Origin of the sequence: Pseudomonas sp. KCJK9058 (assembly GCF_046230975.1) — a bacterium.
Taxonomy (GTDB): domain Bacteria; phylum Pseudomonadota; class Gammaproteobacteria; order Pseudomonadales; family Pseudomonadaceae; genus Aquipseudomonas; species Aquipseudomonas alloputida.
Map to the genome: position 1 here is coordinate 22,158 of NZ_JBJJLR010000032.1, position 15,263 is coordinate 37,420.

A 15,263-nucleotide genomic window follows, 5' to 3' on the forward strand; every position below is an offset into this window, starting at 1 on the left:
ATTCGCGGGCACGCCCGCTCCCACAGGCCTGGCACAGACATTCAGAGCTGTGCGGTACCTGATGGAGCGGGCGTGCCCGCGAATGGGCCGTGCTGCCCGAAACCATTTGATATAAGATAACGCCCCTCAGATTTCCCCGCCTTGCCTTGCCCCGGAGTCCCCCATGACGGCCCCTGCCGAGCTCTCGCCTACCCTTCAACTGGCCTGCGACCTGATCCGTCGCCCCTCGGTCACCCCCGTCGACGCCGATTGCCAGGCGCAGATGATGAACCGTCTGGGCGCCGTCGGTTTCCAGCTGGAGCCGATGCGCATTGAAGACGTCGACAACTTCTGGGCCACCCACGGCAGCCAGGACGGCCCGGTATTGTGTTTTGCCGGCCACACCGACGTAGTGCCTACCGGCCCGGTCCAGCAATGGCAGCATGAACCCTTCGAGGCACTGATCGACGCCGACGGCATGCTCTGTGGCCGTGGCGCCGCCGACATGAAGGGCAGCCTGGCGTCCATGGTCATCGCCAGCGAGCGCTTCGTGCAGGACTACCCGAACCACCGCGGCAAGGTCGCGTTTCTGATCACCAGCGACGAGGAAGGCCCGGCTCACCACGGCACCAAGGCGGTGGTCGAGCGCCTGAAAGCGCGCAACGAGCGCCTGGACTGGTGCATCGTCGGCGAACCGTCCAGCACCACCTTGCTGGGTGACGTGGTCAAGAACGGTCGCCGTGGTTCGCTGGGCGCCAAGCTGACCATACGCGGCAAACAGGGCCATGTGGCCTACCCGCATCTGGCGCGCAACCCGATCCACCTGGCCGCCCCGGCCCTGGCGGAGCTGGCTGCCGAGCATTGGGACGAAGGCAATGCGTTCTTCCCACCCACCAGCTTCCAGATCTCCAACCTCAATTCCGGCACCGGCGCCACCAACGTGGTCCCGGGCGAGCTGACCGCGCTGTTCAACTTCCGCTTCTCTACCGAGTCCACCGTCGAAGGCCTGCAGGCCCGAGTGTCGGCGATTCTCGACAAGCATGAACTGGACTGGTCGGTCGACTGGGCATTGTCTGGCCTGCCGTTCCTGACCGAACCAGGCGAGCTGCTCGACGCCGTGGCGGCCAGCATCAAGGGCGTCACCGGTCGCGATACCCAGCCCTCCACCAGCGGCGGCACCTCCGATGGTCGCTTCATCGCAACCATGGGTACCCAGGTGGTCGAACTCGGCCCGGTCAACGCCACCATCCACCAGGTTGACGAGCGGATCCTGGCCAGCGACCTCGATCTGCTGACCGAAATCTACTACCAGACCCTGGTTCGGTTGCTCGCCTGATGCTTGCCTGCCCGCTTTGCCAGGCGCCGCTGAGCCGGCTCGACAATGGTGTGGTGTGCCCGGCTGGCCACCGCTTCGACCGGGCCCGCCAGGGTTACCTGAACCTGCTGCCGGTGCAGCACAAGAACAGCCGCGACCCCGGTGACAACCAGGCCATGGTCGAGGCACGCCGCGACTTTCTCGACGCTGGCCATTACGCGCCAGTCGCCCGCCGCCTGGCCGAGCTGGCCGCCGAGCGCCAGCCTGGCACCTGGCTGGACATCGGCTGCGGCGAGGGTTACTACACCGCACAGATCGCCCAGGCCTTGCCGGCCGCCGACGGCTATGCGCTGGACATCTCCCGCGAAGCGGTCAAGCGCGCCTGCCGCCGAGCACCGGCGGTCACCTGGATGGTCGCCAGCATGGCCCGCGTGCCGCTGACCGACGCCAGTTGCCAGTTCATCGCCAGCGTTTTCAGCCCGCTGGACTGGGCCGAGGCCAAGCGTTTGCTCAGCCCCGGCGGCGGCCTGATGCGGGTCGGCCCGACCAGCGGCCACCTGATGGAACTGCGTGAAGTGCTCTACGATGAAGTACGCCCTTACGCCGACGACAAGCACCTGGCCCTGGTCCCTGAAGGCATGGCCCATGCACACAGCGAAACCCTCGAGTTCCGCCTGAGCCTGGCCGCGCCCAAGGCCCGCGCCGATCTGCTGGCCATGACCCCACACGGCTGGCGTGCCAGCGCGGAAAAACGTGCCCGGGTGATCGACCAGCCCGAGCCGTTCGAGGTCACGGTTTCCATGCGTTATGACTATTTCGTGCGCCAAGACTGAGCACACCCGGAGCCCTTATGCGTCAACCTGATATCGAGATCTACCTGAAGGACGCCGACGTCGACCACAAGCAGATTGCCGAGTGGCTCGCCCAGGCAATCGGCCCGTGCACCGAGTGGAAGCAGAAAGGCCATACCTTCAAATGCCAGGCCGGTAACATTCCGGTCACTTGGTTACCCAAGGCTGTAGGGAAATGGAACAGCCTGTACCTGGAAAGCGACCAGACGCCGTGGGCCGACGACGTTGCCTGCGCCCGCGCCGCATTTGCCGCGCTGGGTGTGGAAGTGCGCTGCGCGCCGGGTGGCTGGGTCGAGGAAGACGGGGAAGAAGATGCCGACCGCTGGGTCCGCATCAGCGCCGACGGTGAAGAGGAGATCACCTGGCGTACATCATGAAACGGCAGGCTTGCTCGTTTCTGTAGGAGCGAGTTTACCCGCGAACACGGGCTATGCCCGTGGCAGCCACCGTGGTGGCTGCTTCGCGGGCAAGCCCGCTCCTACGGCTTGAAACCAGAGGCTCAGAGGCCCACTACGTCTTCGGCTTGCAGGCCTTTCTGGCCCTGCACGCAGGCGTACTCCACCCGCTGCCCTTCGACCAGGGTACGATGCCCCTCACCGCGGATCGCCCGATAGTGGACGAACACATCCGCACCACCTTCGCGCTGAATGAAGCCATAACCCTTGGCATCGTTGAACCACTTTACATTCCCAGTCTCACGAGACGACATCTGAACTACTCCGGATTTTTATTGTGAAGATCGCCTTGCAGGCATGAGGTCACCTGCCCCGTGCCAACGCCGCTTGCCGAAATATCCTGCAAGTGGCAGGCCGAGTATATGACACAGAACAAAAAAAATTGATGACGGCGCCGCCGTTGGCCGAATTTTGCTGAACTTACGCCGATACGGCAGACTAAATAGCAGAATACCCACCTGAACATCACACCCAGGGCACACACCCCATGACCCGTTCCCCCCTGCACCGCCTGATCTTCGGCGGCCTGCGTCGCCTGTTGTACCTGTGGGTGCGCTCCGAGACCATCAACCAGTCTTCCATGACCCTCAACCTCGACCGCAGCCGGCCGGTGTTCTATGCGCTGCCCTCGCCCGCGCTCACTGACCTGGCCGTGCTCGACCACGAGTGCACCAAGGCGGGGCTACCGCGCCCGGTGCTGCCGGTAGCTGTCGGCCCACTGCAGGAACCCGCCGCGTTCTTCTACCTGACCCCCGACCCGGACTGGCTCGGCCGCCAGGACAAAAGCGGCGCCCCGCCCACCCTCGAACGCTTGGTGGCTGCCGTCAGCCAGCATGCCGAAGAAGATGCGCAGATCATTCCTGTCAGCGTGTTCTGGGGCCAGACCCCGGCCAGCGAGTCCAGCCCCTGGAAGCTGCTGTTCGCCGACAGCTGGGCGGTAACCGGGCGCCTGCGCCGGCTGCTGACCGTACTGATCCTGGGGCGCAAGACCCGGGTACAGTTCTCCGCGCCAATCCACCTGCGCGAGCTGGTGCAGCACAACAAAGGCCACGAGCGCACCGTGCGCATGGCCCAGCGCCTGATGCGCGTGCACTTTCGCAACCTCAAGACTGCCGTCATCGGCCCGGACATCTCGCACCGACGCACCCTGGTCAAAGGCCTGGTCCATGCCCCGCAAGTGCGCCAGGCGATTGCCGACGAAGCGCAGCGCGAGAACCTTCCGCTGGCCAAAGCCGAGGCCCAGGCACTGCGCTATGGCAACGAGATAGCCTCGGACTACACCTATACCGCCATCCGCTTCCTCGAAGTGGTGCTCAGCTGGTTCTGGAACAAGATCTACGACGGCATCAAGGTCAACCACATCGAACAGGTGCAGGGTATCGCCCCTGGCCATGAAGTGATCTACGTGCCGTGCCACCGCAGCCACATCGACTACCTGCTGCTGTCGTACCTGCTGTTCCGCAACGGCCTCACTCCGCCGCACGTGGCTGCAGGCATCAACCTCAACATGCCGGTGGTGGGTAACCTGTTACGCCGTGGTGGCGCCTTCTTCATGCGCCGCACGTTCAAGGGCAACCCGCTTTACACGGCGGTGTTCAATGAGTACCTGCATACCCTGTACACCAAGGGCTTCCCGGTCGAGTACTTCGTCGAAGGCGGCCGCTCGCGCACCGGGCGCATGTTGCAGCCGCGCACCGGGATGCTGGCCATTACCCTGCGCAGCTTCCTGCGTTCGTCGCGTACGCCAATCGTGTTCGTGCCGGTGTACATCGGCTACGAGCGCGTGCTCGAAGGCCGTACCTACCTGGGCGAACTGCGCGGCGCCAGCAAGAAGAAGGAGTCGGTGCTGGACATCTTCAAGGTGTTCGGCGCACTCAAGCAGCGCTTTGGCCAGGTCTACGTCAACTTCGGCGAACCCATCCGCCTGGCTGGCTTCCTCGACCAGCAGCAGCCCGGCTGGCGTGAACAGGATCACGGTCCGCAGTACCGGCCGGACTGGCTCAACGCCACCACCGCCCGCCTGGGAGAAACCGTGGCCCGCCACCTCAACGAGGCGGCCGCCATCAACCCGGTCAACCTGGTGGCCCTGGCACTGCTGTCCACCAGCCGCCTTGCCCTGGACGAGCGCGCCCTGACCCGCGTTCTCGACCTGTACCTGGCGCTGCTGCGCCAAGTGCCCTACTCGCCGCACACCACCCTGCCCGAGGGCGACGGCCAGGCACTGATCGAACATGTGCGCAGCATGAACCTGGTGGCCGAGCAGAAGGACGCCCTGGGCCGCATCCTCTACCTGGATGAAGGCAACGCGGTGCTGATGACCTACTACCGCAACAACGTGCTGCACATCTTCGCCCTGCCGGCGCTGCTGGCCAGCTTCTTCCTCAGCAGTTCACGCATGAGCCGTGAACTGTTGGGCCAGTATGTGCACGCGCTTTACCCCTACCTACAGGCCGAACTGTTCCTGCGCTGGACGCCAGAACAGCTGGACGAGGTCATCGACCAATGGCTGGTCGCGCTGGTGGAACAGGGCCTGCTGCGCCAGGACAACGACCTGTACGTGCGCCCGGCGCCCAGCTCGCGGCAGTTCGTGTTGCTGACCCTGCTCGCCCGCACCATCACCCAGACCCTGCAGCGCTTCTACATGGCCACCTCGCTGCTGATCAACAGCGGGCAGAACAGCCTGAGCGCCGAAGCGCTGGAAGACCTGTGCGTGATGATGGCCCAACGCCTGTCGATCCTGCATGGCCTGAACGCACCGGAGTTCTTCGACAAGACGCTGTTCCGCCACTTCATCCAGACCCTGCTCCAGCAAGGGGTGCTGCACGCCGATGCGCAAGGCAAGCTGGGTTATCACGACAAACTCGGCGAGCTGGCCGAGGGCGTGGCCAAGCGAGTGCTGTCGGCCGAGCTGCGCCTGTCGATCCGCCAAGTGGCCCTGCACCGTGACGACGGGTTGGAAACTTCGACCCTCTAACGGTTCATCGGTCGGCAAAATCCGCTAAAGTCCGTGGGGTTGGCCACAAGCCAGCTCCAAGGACACCGGAGATTCCATGAAAAAGCTCTTTATGCTGTGTTGCGCATCCCTGCTTGCAGCCTGCTCCAGCCAAACCCCATCCAACCAGGCCAGCCTGGACGGTGAAGTCTTTTACCTGCAGCGCATTGCCCTGCCGCCTGCCGCCACCCTGAGCGTGGAACTGCAGGATGTGTCGCTGATGGACGCCCCTGCCGTGACCCTGGCGCGCCAGGCCGGCCCGGTCAAAGGCAACGTGCCGCTGCCGTTCCATCTCAACTATGACCCCGCGCAGGTCAAACCTGGCCACCGCTATGCGGTGAGCGCGCGCATCGAGCTGAATGGCAAGTTGCTGTTCATCAATACCGAACACCATGGTGTCGCGCTCGATGGCAGTGACCCGCAATCGGTACGCATCAAGGTAGATCAGGTTCGCTGATACCCGCACTCATCCGTTTACAAGGAAAGCTTCATGATCCGCACTTCCCTGCGCTTCACCACCCTGTGCGCCGGCCTGCTGCTGTCGGCCAGTGCCCTGGCCCTGTCGCTGGGCGACCTCAGCCAGAAGGACGCCACCGGCGGCCTGAAAGATGCCCTGACCCAAGGTGCGCAGCTGGCCGTCAAGCAACTGAGCACCCCAGGCGGCTTCAGCAACAACCCGGACGTGCGCATCGAGCTGCCAGGCAACCTGGGCAAAGCCGCCAAGGCGATGAAAATGTTCGGCAAGGGTGAACAGGTCGAAGCCCTGGAAACCAGCATGAACAAGGCCGCCGAGGCCGCCGTGCCGCAGGCACAGGCGATTCTGGTGGATGCCGTGAAGAACATGAGCGTGACCGACGCCAAAGGCATCCTCAGCGGCGGTGACGACTCGGCCACCCAGTACCTGAACAAAAGCAGCCGCGAGCAGATCCGCGCCAAGTTCCTGCCAATCGTCAAGCAGGCCACCGACAAGGTTGGCGTGGCCCAGCAGTACAATGCCTTCGCCGCCCAGGCCAAAGGCCTGGGGCTGGTTAAGGATGACGCCAATATCGAGAACTACGTGACCGAGAAGGCGTTGGATGGCTTGTTCGAGATGATCGGCAAACAGGAGCAGAGCATTCGTCAGAACCCGGCAGCTGCGGCTACCAGCCTGGCCAAGAAGGTCTTCGGCGCGCTGTAGGAGCGGGTTCACCCGCGAAAGGGCCGGGCCTGCAGGCCAATTTTCACCAGCCGCTCACCGTTGCTGCCGCTACCGTATTCGCGGGTAAACCCGCTCCTACACTGATCGAAAAGCCTGCGCGGTCCTCTGTAGGAGCGGGTTCACCCGCGAAAGGGCCGGGCCTGCTGGCCAATTTTCACCAGCCGCTCACCGTTGCTGCCGCCACCGTATTCGCGGGTAAACCCGCTCCTACACAGCGGCGGGGTTGGACACAGGCCGTCGTAGGAGCGGGTTTACCCGCGAAGGGAGGGCTAAGCCCTCCCCCTGCGGTCTTCAGCCCTTCTTCACCCTGAACCACGCCGCATACAACGCCGGCAGGAACAGCAGTGTTAGCACCGTGGCCACGATCAACCCGCCCATGATCGCCACCGCCATCGGTCCATAGAACACACTACGTGACAACGGGATCATGGCCAGCACCGCCGCCAGCGCGGTCAGCACGATCGGTCGGAAGCGCCGCACCGTAGCCTCGATGATCGCCTGCCAGCGCTCCATCCCCGCTGCGATATCCTGCTCGATCTGGTCCACCAGGATCACCGAGTTGCGCATGATCATCCCCGCCAACGCAATGGTGCCGAGCATGGCGACAAAGCCGAACGGCTGGCGGAACACCAGCAGGAACAGGGTCACCCCGATCAGCCCCAGCGGCGCGGTGAGGAACACCATCACCGTGCGCGAGAAACTGCGCAGCTGGATCATCAGCAAGCTCAGGACTACCACGATGAACAGTGGCATGCCGGCATTCACCGACTTCTGCCCCCGTTCGGAATCCTCCACCGTGCCGCCCACCTCCAGCAGGTAGCCATCGGGCAGCTTGGCGCGGATGTCCTGCAGGGTCGGCAGAATTTGCTTCACCAGCGTCGCCGGCTGCTCCTGGTCGTAGATATCGGCACGCACGGTCACCGTCGGCAAGCGGTTGCGGTGCCAGATAATGCCTTCTTCAAAGCCGTACTCCAGGGTCGCCACCTGCGACAGCGCCACGCTCTGGCCATTGTCGGTGGGCAACGCCAGGCTACCCAGGTTGCCCAGCTCGCTGCGTTCCTGCCGGGTGCCGCGCAGCAGGATCTCGATCAGTTCGTTGTCCTCGCGGTACTGGCTGACCGTGGTACCGATCAGCGAGCTTTGCAGGAAGCTCGCCAGGTGCGAAGTGCTCACGCCCAGCGCACGGGCGCGGTCCTGGTCGATTTCGAGGAACACCGCCTTGCTGGGTTCCTCCCAGTCCAGGTGCACGTTCACCACATGCGGGTTCTCGCGCACCTTGTCCGCCACTTCACGGGCCAGTGCACGGGCCTTCTCGATATGCTCGCCAGTGACCCGGAACTGCACCGGGTAACCCACGGGTGGGCCATTTTCCAGACGCGTGACCCGGGCGCGCAGGTCGGGGAACTGCTGGTCCACCGTGCTGATCAGCCAACTGCGCAGGCGTTCGCGGTCTTCCATCGACTTGGCCAGCACCACGAACTGGGCAAAGCTGGCTGCCGGCAGTTGCTGGTCCAGCGGCAGGTAGAAGCGCGGCGAGCCGGTGCCCACATAGGCCACGTAGTTGTCGATACCGTCCTGCTGCTTGAGCAGCGCCTCCAGCTGCTTGACCCGCTCGGCGGTATTGGCCAGCGAGGCGCCTTCGGCCAGCTTCAGGTCAACCATCAGCTCCGGGCGCCCGGAGGCCGGGAAGAACTGCTGGGGTACAAAGCGGAACAGCAGGAGGCTGCCGACAAAAGCGGCAACGGTCAGCAGGATTACCGTCTTGCGCCGCCGTACGCACCACTCCACCAGCCGTCGCACGCGCTGGTAGAACGGGGTGGCGTAGGGGTCGGGCGCATGGCCGTCCTTGCCATGGCGCGCGGCATGCAGCTTGGCCAGGTCGGGTAGCAGGCGCTCGCCCAGGTAAGGCACGAACACCACGGCCGCCACCCAAGAGGTCAGCAAAGCGATGGTGACCACCTGGAAGATCGACCGAGTGTATTCGCCCGTACTGGAGGCCGCGGTGGCAATCGGCAGAAAGCCTGCTGCCGTGATCAGCGTACCGGTGAGCATCGGGAAGGCCGTACTCGTCCAGGCATAGCTGGCTGCCTTGAGGCGGTCATAGCCCTGCTCCATCTTGATCGCCATCATCTCCACGGCAATGATCGCGTCGTCCACCAGCAAGCCCAGGGCCAGCACCAGCGCGCCAAGGGAAATCTTGTGCAGGCCGATGCCGAAGTAGTGCATGGCGGCAAAGGTCATGGCCAACACCAGCGGAATGGCCAGCGCCACCACCAGGCCAGTGCGCAGGCCCAGCGAGAAGAAGCTCACCAGCAGCACAATGACCAACGCCTCGACCAGCACCTGCACGAACTCGCCCACGCCGGCCTTGACCGCCGCCGGTTGATCCGAAACCTTGCGCAGCGCCATGCCGGCAGGCAGGTTATGCGCCAGGCGCTCGAACTCGCCTTCCAAGGCCTTGCCCAGTACCAGGATGTCGCCACCGTCTTTCATCGACACCGCCAGGCCAATGGCATCCTCGCCCATGAAGCGCATGCGCGGTGCAGGTGGGTCGTTGAAGCCACGGTGCACCTCGGCGACATCACCAATCCGGAAGGTGCGATCACCCACGCGAATGGGGAACTGGCGGATCTGCTCGACACTGTCGAAACGCCCGCTCACGCGCAGTTGCAAGCGCTCGCTGGGCGTCTCGAAGAAACCGGCGGTGCTCACCGCGTTCTGTTCTTGCAACGCCTTCTGCACGGCTTCCAGGGGCACGCCGAGGGTGGCCAGCTTGAGGTTGGACAGCTCGATCCAGACTTTCTCGTCCTGCAGGCCGATCAGCTCGACCTTGCCCACATCCTTGACCCGCTGCAGCTGGATCTGGATACGGTCGGCGTAGTCCTTGAGCACCGCATAGTCAAAGCCTTCGCCAGTCAGCGCATAGATATTGCCGAAGGTGGTGCCGAATTCGTCGTTGAAGAACGGGCCCTGGATCTCCGGCGGCAAGGTGTGGCGAATGTCCGCAACCTTCTTGCGGATCTGGTACCACAACGCGGGGATGTCCTTGGAGTGCAGCGAGTCGCGGGCCATGAAAGTAACCTGCGATTCGCCGGGGCGAGAGAACGAGACGATTCTCTCGTACTCACCGGTTTCCATCAGCTTCTTTTCGATGCGCTCGGTCACCTGTCGCGACACTTCTTCAGCGCTGGCGCCTGGCCACAGGGTGCGGATGACCATGGCCTTGAAGGTGAATGGCGGATCCTCGCTCTGGCCAAGCTTGGTGTACGACATGGCGCCAATGACGGCCAGCAGGATCATCAGGAACAGGACGATCTGGCGGTTGCGCAGCGCCCAGGCAGAAAGGTTGAAACCCATCGGGACTTACTCCTTGGCCGTCAGGTTCACTACACGGTTGCTGCGGTCCACGGGGCGTACCTCCTGGCCCTCGCGCAGTACATGGCCACCAGCGGCAACCACCCAGTCACCCGGGTCCAGGCCTTCGAGCACCGGCACGCTGTCGCTGCCATAAGCCCCCAGGCGCACGGTCGCCCGCTCCAGGCGGCTTTCCTTGTTCACCCGCCAGACATAGGCCTGACCGTTTTCCGCAGTCACGGCCGACAGCGGTACCGCCAGCGGGATCAGTCCATCCTTGGCGATGAACACCCGGGCGCTCTGGCCCAGCTCGGCCGGTACGGCGGCCGTGGTAAAGGCGATGCGCGCCGCGAACGTGCGCGAGCGCGGGTCGGCGGCCGGTGACAGCTCGCGAATGCGCCCCTGAAAACGCGCCTGCGGGTTAGACCACAGCTCCACGCTCACCGGTTGGCCCACAGCGAAGCGGGCGAACTGCTGCTCCGGCAGGCCGATGGCCACTTCTCGCTCGCCATCGGCGGCAAGGGTGAACACGGTCTGCCCGGCGGCGACCACCTGGCCCACTTCAACCTGGCGCTTGGCAATCACCCCGGCCTGCGGCGCACGCAATACGGCATATTCGGCCTGGTTGCCCGCCACCTCGAACTCGGCCTTGGCCTGCTTCAGACGGGCTAGGCCGGCGCGGTAGAGGTTTTCGGCGTTGTCGAACTGGGAGTGGCTGACCATCTGCCGTTCCAGCAGCTTCTGGTAGCGGTCGCGCTCGGCGCGCACCAATGCCAGGTTGGCCTCGGCAGCCGCCAGCTGGGCGCGATTGGCTTCAAGTTGCAGGCGCACGTCCTGCGGGTCCAGCTCGGCCAGCGGCTGGTCGGCCTTGACCCGCTGCCCCTCCTCCACCAGTCGCTTGCTGACCTTGCCGCCAATGCGGAAGGCCAGCTCCGGCTCGAAGCGCGCGCGCACTTCGCCAGGGTAACTGTCGGCAGCGGCTTCGGCCGGCTGTGGCTGCACCACCAGCGCGGGGCGCGGCGCGGCGGGTGGGGCGGCTTCCTGACCACACGCCGCCAGAAGCAGGGCAGCGGCGGCGGGCAGAGCGATGGACAAGGCATGGCGCAACATGATGAATCCTTTCGCGGAGTGCACATTTAATATTTGTACTGGCTGGTATATTAAATCAGCGCAACGATGCCGGGAAGGGTATGCGCGGGTTTTTCGAGGGTGCGGTTTGAGCCCATTACCTCCCCCGCGTTTCGCGCCTGGGTGCGCAGTCGGTGGTCAACGGCACCTTCGCAATGACATTCTTGTCAATCAACTGTCCACTGGCAGACAGCAGATAATGCAGCCTGGCTTTAGCCGGATGGCGCGTGACCCGTTAAGATGGTGAACCTTCAACCAGATGCAGACCACAATGTCCAACGACGCACCCATCGGCCCGGGCCGGCCCAAGGACCTGGCCAAGCGCGAGGCGATTCTCGAAGCAGCCAAGGCGCTGTTCCTCAGCCTTGGCTACGCCAACACCAGCATGGATGCGGTCGCTGCGGCGGCAGGTGTTTCAAAGCTCACCGTCTACAGCCACTTCACCGACAAGCAGACCCTGTTCTGCTCGGCGGTCATGGCCACCTGCCAGATCCAGTTGCCTGACCTGCTGTTCGAGTATCCCGAGGGGGTGCCAGTGGAAGACGTGCTGCTGACCATTGCCCGCAACTTCCAGGCGCTTATCAGCAGTGACGAAGCGGTCAAGCTCAGCCGCCTGATCATGGCCCAGGGCAGCCTGGACCCGAGTTTTGGCGAGTACTTCTACGAAGCCGGGCCCAAGCGCGTGCTCGCAGGCATGGAGGCGCTACTGCGCGGGGCACATGAGCGCGGACTGCTGCGCATCGACAACCCGCTGCGCGCTGCGGAGCACTTCTTCTGCCTGGTCAAAGGGGCACCGGATTACCGGTTGCTGCTGGGTTGCGCGGGGCCGCTGGAAGGCAATGAAGCCGAGGCGCATGTGCGCGAGGTGGTGGGGGTGTTCTTGAGGGCATTCAAACCCTGATATCTGGATGTCTTTGCAGGCCTCTTCGCGGGCTTACCCGCGAAGAGGCCTGGGCAGATACAGACGTCAGGCTTTCAACGCCTTCTTCGGATAGATGTCATACCGGCTCGACTTGCCTTCCAGGCTATGACTGGGCTTCGGCCCATCGATGATCGGTGCCTTGCGCGGGCGCTTCACCACCACACGGTGGCTGGCCAGCGCCAGGGCGGCTTCGAGCAGGGCCGGGGCATCCAGGTCATCGCCCACCAAGGGCCGGAACACGCGCATTTCCTTTTTCACCAGGGCGCTCTTGTCCCGGTGCGGGAACATCGGGTCGAGGTAGATCACCTGCGGCGCCTCCCCTTCCCAGGCGCGCATGCGCTCGATGGCGTTGCCGGTCAGCAGGCGCATGCGCCCGACAATCGGGCCCACCTCTTCATCCGCCCGCGCCCGCGCCAGGCCGTCCTCCAGCAGCGCGGCAATCAGCGGCTGGCGCTCGATCAGGGTCATCTGGCAGCCAAGGCTGGCCAGCACGAACGCGTCCTTGCCCAGCCCCGCCGTGGCATCCAGCACCTGCGGCCGGATACCTTGGGCAATGCCCACAGCCTTGGCGATCATCTGCCCGTTGCCACCGCCAAACTGGCGGCGATGCGCAGCCTGGCCTTCGACGAAGTCCACACGCACCGGCCCAGGCGCCTGCGGGCCCAGTTGCTGAATCTGCAAGCCGTCGGCGCCCACCTGCACCGCGAAGGCGGCGGTATCGTCCTGCAGCGGCAGGCCCAGGCGTTCAGCCCACGCCCTGGCCTGTTGCGCATACTCAGCTGCCATTGCCTCGACCCTGATACCCGTGCCTTGCTCTTCCATCGTTCACACCCGAAAAATCAAACCAAGCCCTTAATGAATCGGCAGCCACGGCCGATACAGGCAATATCCCGCTATTCTGCCAGAGCACAGCGCGCACGACTGCCATGTCAGATACTCTTCCCATCGGCTTGACCTATTTGTCGCCTGTCGGCAACTACAGTCAGCACAACACCCAGGCACTCGGGGGCGTCAGCCACCTGTGGCAGGATTTCTTTGCCCGGGCGATGGCCGAGCAGCAGGAAGAGCCCGTAGACGGCGTCAGCCAGTCGTTCGTGCAGTACGACCAGGACAGCGGTGAACCCATCGGCGGCGCCCGTGCACTGGCCTTGATCGACGCCCAACGCGCCTGCCCGGTGCACGACACCATCGTGGCGCCGCCCGAACCGTTGTTTCTGCCCAAGGCCGAACTTGAAGCCAAGCTGCTGCCGCCCGCCCCCGAGCCGTTCAGCGCCATGGAACTGATCGAGCAACAGCGCCAGCTCGACATCAACAACAGCTGGCTGCGCCCGGTGGTGATGAGCCAGGGTCAGCCGATCGCCGAACCCGGCCCTGGCCCAACGCCGCGGTCGCTGTTCCTGCCCATCGCCGAGCTGGAACGCAACCTGCTGGACCCGGCCCCGGAACCGTTCGACGACCCCACACTGGCCAAGCAGCAGAATGACCTGGCGTTCGACATCCACTGGGCGCGCCCTGTGGTGCTGAACAACGTGCGCGCTCACGCCTGAGGCTAGCGGCACACCTGCCAGCGCCCCATGTCCAGGTGAAAGTGATTGTGGTGAGCCGCGTTGTAGTCCGGCCCCAACACCGTGCTGAAGCTCTCGCAAGCCGCCCGCTGCACCCGACGCAGGAATTCGGCCTTCTGCCCACCCGCCTGCCAGTCACGCGCCAGCACGATCCGCTGGCCGTCCTGAAGGCGGAAACCGCTGATGTCCAGGGCATTGGCCGTAGCGTGCTGGCTCAAACGGCCCTGCTTGCGGTGGTAGACGTTGCGGCAGGCAAAGCTACCCAGGTGATCGACCTGCGTCACCGGTTGCCCAAACACTTCCTGCGCCGCCGGCTGCAAGCCATGGTTTTCGAACAGTGCATAGGCCACCGCCATTGGGCAACTGGCTAGAAAGCTGCTGCTCAGCCGCGCCTGGCCCCCCTCGATGCGCCATACGTTCTGCAGCGGGCAGTTGGCCGACGCCGGGCTGTCGGCTTGTGCCCGGTAACGCAGGTGGCTGGTTTCCAGCGCCTGCTGGCACAGCGCTGGGTCATCGCGCAGGCGCGACAGTTTGTAGGGGGTCAGCAGGTTGGGCGGCTGGCGTACGTCCAGCGGCGCCCAGGGGTTCCATGTGAGAGGCAGGCGCCAGCCGAAGTGCCAGGCCAGGCCGGCCACCGTCAGCAGGCTGGCCAGTAGCGCCAGCAATGCCCTCATCAGCGGCGGAACAGGTCGTTCAGTTGGGCAAACGGCATGGCCTGCTCACCGTAGCCGAACGTGCCCTCATCGCGAATTTCCTGCGCGGCCCGGTAGAAGGCCCCGAGCGCAGCACGGGCCAGCGACGAGCCAACGCTGACGCGGCGCACGCCCAGGTCCTGCAACTGGTTGACGCTCAGCGGCACGCCCGCCATGCCCATCAGCACATTCACAGGGCGCGGTGCGACTGCCTGCACCACGGCACGGACTTCCTCCACGGTGCGCAGCCCGGGCGCGTAGAGCACGTCGGCACCGGCTTCGGCATAGGCTTGCAGGCGCAGGATGGTGTCGTCGAGGTCCATGCGCCCGTGCAGCAGGTTTTCTGCACGGGCGCACAAGGTGAACGGGAATGGCAGGCTTCGCGCAGCCTGCACGGCAGCACGCACGCGCTCCACAGCCAGCCCTAAGTCATAGATGGGCGCATCACTGCGGCCACTGGCATCTTCGATGGAGCCGCCCACCAGGCCAATTTCGGCGGCACGCAGAATGGTCTGGGCACAGTCTTCGGGCAAGTCGCCAAAACCGTTTTCCAGATCCGCGGCCACCGGCAGCGCGGTGGCATCGACGATCTCGCCGGCATTGTCCAGCGTATCGTCAAGGCTCAAGGCGCCTTCGGCGTCTGGCCGGCCCAGGCTGAAGGCCAAGCCTGCACTGGTGGTAGCCAGCGCCTCGAAACCCAGGCTGGCGAGCAACTTGGCGGAGCCGGCATCCCACGGGTTGGGGATGACGAACGCGCCGTCGCGCGCGTGTAACGCCTTGAAGGCCTCAGCTCGCAGGGTTTGCACATCCAT

14 protein-coding genes are annotated in these 15,263 nt (G+C 64.6%); 8 read left to right on the top strand and 6 right to left on the bottom strand.

Translation table 11 applies throughout. The annotated features are described in order from the left end of the window. The first annotated feature begins 163 nt into the window (after nucleotides 1-163). The 3 genes from dapE to ACK59Z_RS17235 are packed head-to-tail and all read left to right on the top strand — an operon-like array spanning nucleotide 164 to nucleotide 2,522. Nucleotides 164-1,315: a succinyl-diaminopimelate desuccinylase gene (gene dapE, locus ACK59Z_RS17225; protein WP_004574734.1), complete on the top strand. Its 1,152-nt coding sequence runs from the start codon at nucleotides 164-166 to the stop codon at nucleotides 1,313-1,315. Continuing rightward, nucleotides 1,315-2,127: a putative RNA methyltransferase gene (locus ACK59Z_RS17230; RefSeq protein WP_014754288.1), complete on the top strand. Its 813-nt coding sequence runs from the start codon at nucleotides 1,315-1,317 to the stop codon at nucleotides 2,125-2,127. The genes dapE and ACK59Z_RS17230 overlap by 1 nt, the downstream gene beginning before the upstream one ends. A gap of 17 nt (nucleotides 2,128-2,144) precedes the next feature. Next, the gene (locus ACK59Z_RS17235) at nucleotides 2,145-2,522 is read left to right on the top strand and encodes a hypothetical protein (protein WP_010952612.1); all 378 of its coding nucleotides are present in this window, start codon (nucleotides 2,145-2,147) and stop codon (nucleotides 2,520-2,522) included. Between the two features lie 122 nt (nucleotides 2,523-2,644). Here the strand turns inward: ACK59Z_RS17235 and ACK59Z_RS17240 are convergent, their stop codons facing one another. Beyond that, nucleotides 2,645-2,854: a cold-shock protein gene (locus ACK59Z_RS17240; RefSeq protein ID WP_003252255.1), complete on the bottom strand. Its 210-nt coding sequence runs from the start codon at nucleotides 2,852-2,854 to the stop codon at nucleotides 2,645-2,647. A 233-nt stretch (nucleotides 2,855-3,087) separates the two neighbouring features. Here ACK59Z_RS17240 and plsB point away from each other — a divergent pair, with 233 nt between their 5' ends. The 3 genes from plsB (at nucleotide 3,088) to ACK59Z_RS17255 (ending at nucleotide 6,769) form a co-directional block, all read left to right on the top strand. Further along, nucleotides 3,088-5,574 carry a glycerol-3-phosphate 1-O-acyltransferase PlsB gene (gene plsB / locus ACK59Z_RS17245; RefSeq protein ID WP_108190583.1) on the top strand — a complete coding sequence of 829 codons (2,487 nt, stop codon included), beginning with the start codon at nucleotides 3,088-3,090 and terminating at the stop codon, nucleotides 5,572-5,574. Nucleotides 5,575-5,650: 76 nt separating this feature from the next. Next, nucleotides 5,651-6,049: a YbaY family lipoprotein gene (locus ACK59Z_RS17250; protein WP_108190582.1), complete on the top strand. Its 399-nt coding sequence runs from the start codon at nucleotides 5,651-5,653 to the stop codon at nucleotides 6,047-6,049. Nucleotides 6,050-6,082: 33 nt separating this feature from the next. Beyond that, complete coding sequence (locus ACK59Z_RS17255; RefSeq protein WP_003252248.1) at nucleotides 6,083-6,769, top strand: DUF4197 domain-containing protein; 687 nt, start codon at nucleotides 6,083-6,085, stop codon at nucleotides 6,767-6,769. 312 nt (nucleotides 6,770-7,081) lie between these two features. Here the strand turns inward: ACK59Z_RS17255 and ACK59Z_RS17260 are convergent, their stop codons facing one another. Together ACK59Z_RS17260 and ACK59Z_RS17265 are read right to left on the bottom strand one after the other, a co-directional pair. After that, the gene (locus ACK59Z_RS17260; protein WP_047604490.1) at nucleotides 7,082-10,147 is read right to left on the bottom strand and encodes an efflux RND transporter permease subunit; all 3,066 of its coding nucleotides are present in this window, start codon (nucleotides 10,145-10,147) and stop codon (nucleotides 7,082-7,084) included. Nucleotides 10,148-10,153: 6 nt separating this feature from the next. Beyond that, a complete protein-coding gene (locus tag ACK59Z_RS17265) occupies nucleotides 10,154-11,254 on the bottom strand; it encodes an efflux RND transporter periplasmic adaptor subunit (RefSeq protein WP_003252243.1) in 1,101 nt (366 codons plus the stop codon). A 277-nt stretch (nucleotides 11,255-11,531) separates the two neighbouring features. Here ACK59Z_RS17265 and ACK59Z_RS17270 point away from each other — a divergent pair, with 277 nt between their 5' ends. After that, nucleotides 11,532-12,173 (top strand): TetR/AcrR family transcriptional regulator, encoded by a 642-nt coding sequence (locus tag ACK59Z_RS17270; protein WP_102885964.1) that lies wholly within the window; start codon nucleotides 11,532-11,534, stop codon nucleotides 12,171-12,173. A gap of 66 nt (nucleotides 12,174-12,239) precedes the next feature. Here the strand turns inward: ACK59Z_RS17270 and ACK59Z_RS17275 are convergent, their stop codons facing one another. Continuing rightward, the gene (locus tag ACK59Z_RS17275) at nucleotides 12,240-13,016 is read right to left on the bottom strand and encodes a class I SAM-dependent methyltransferase (protein WP_014592156.1); all 777 of its coding nucleotides are present in this window, start codon (nucleotides 13,014-13,016) and stop codon (nucleotides 12,240-12,242) included. Between the two features lie 104 nt (nucleotides 13,017-13,120). Here ACK59Z_RS17275 and ACK59Z_RS17280 point away from each other — a divergent pair, with 104 nt between their 5' ends. After that, the gene (locus ACK59Z_RS17280) at nucleotides 13,121-13,741 is read left to right on the top strand and encodes a hypothetical protein (RefSeq protein ID WP_033725782.1); all 621 of its coding nucleotides are present in this window, start codon (nucleotides 13,121-13,123) and stop codon (nucleotides 13,739-13,741) included. 2 nt (nucleotides 13,742-13,743) lie between these two features. On the opposite strand, the gene ACK59Z_RS17285 is transcribed toward ACK59Z_RS17280, so the two are convergent. Then, nucleotides 13,744-14,433, bottom strand: coding sequence for an extensin family protein (locus tag ACK59Z_RS17285; RefSeq protein WP_185280025.1), 690 nt, complete (start codon nucleotides 14,431-14,433; stop codon nucleotides 13,744-13,746). Next, nucleotides 14,433-15,263 (bottom strand): oxaloacetate decarboxylase, encoded by an 831-nt coding sequence (locus tag ACK59Z_RS17290; protein ID WP_019752424.1) that lies wholly within the window; start codon nucleotides 15,261-15,263, stop codon nucleotides 14,433-14,435. Before ACK59Z_RS17290 ends, ACK59Z_RS17285 begins: the two co-directional genes overlap by 1 nt.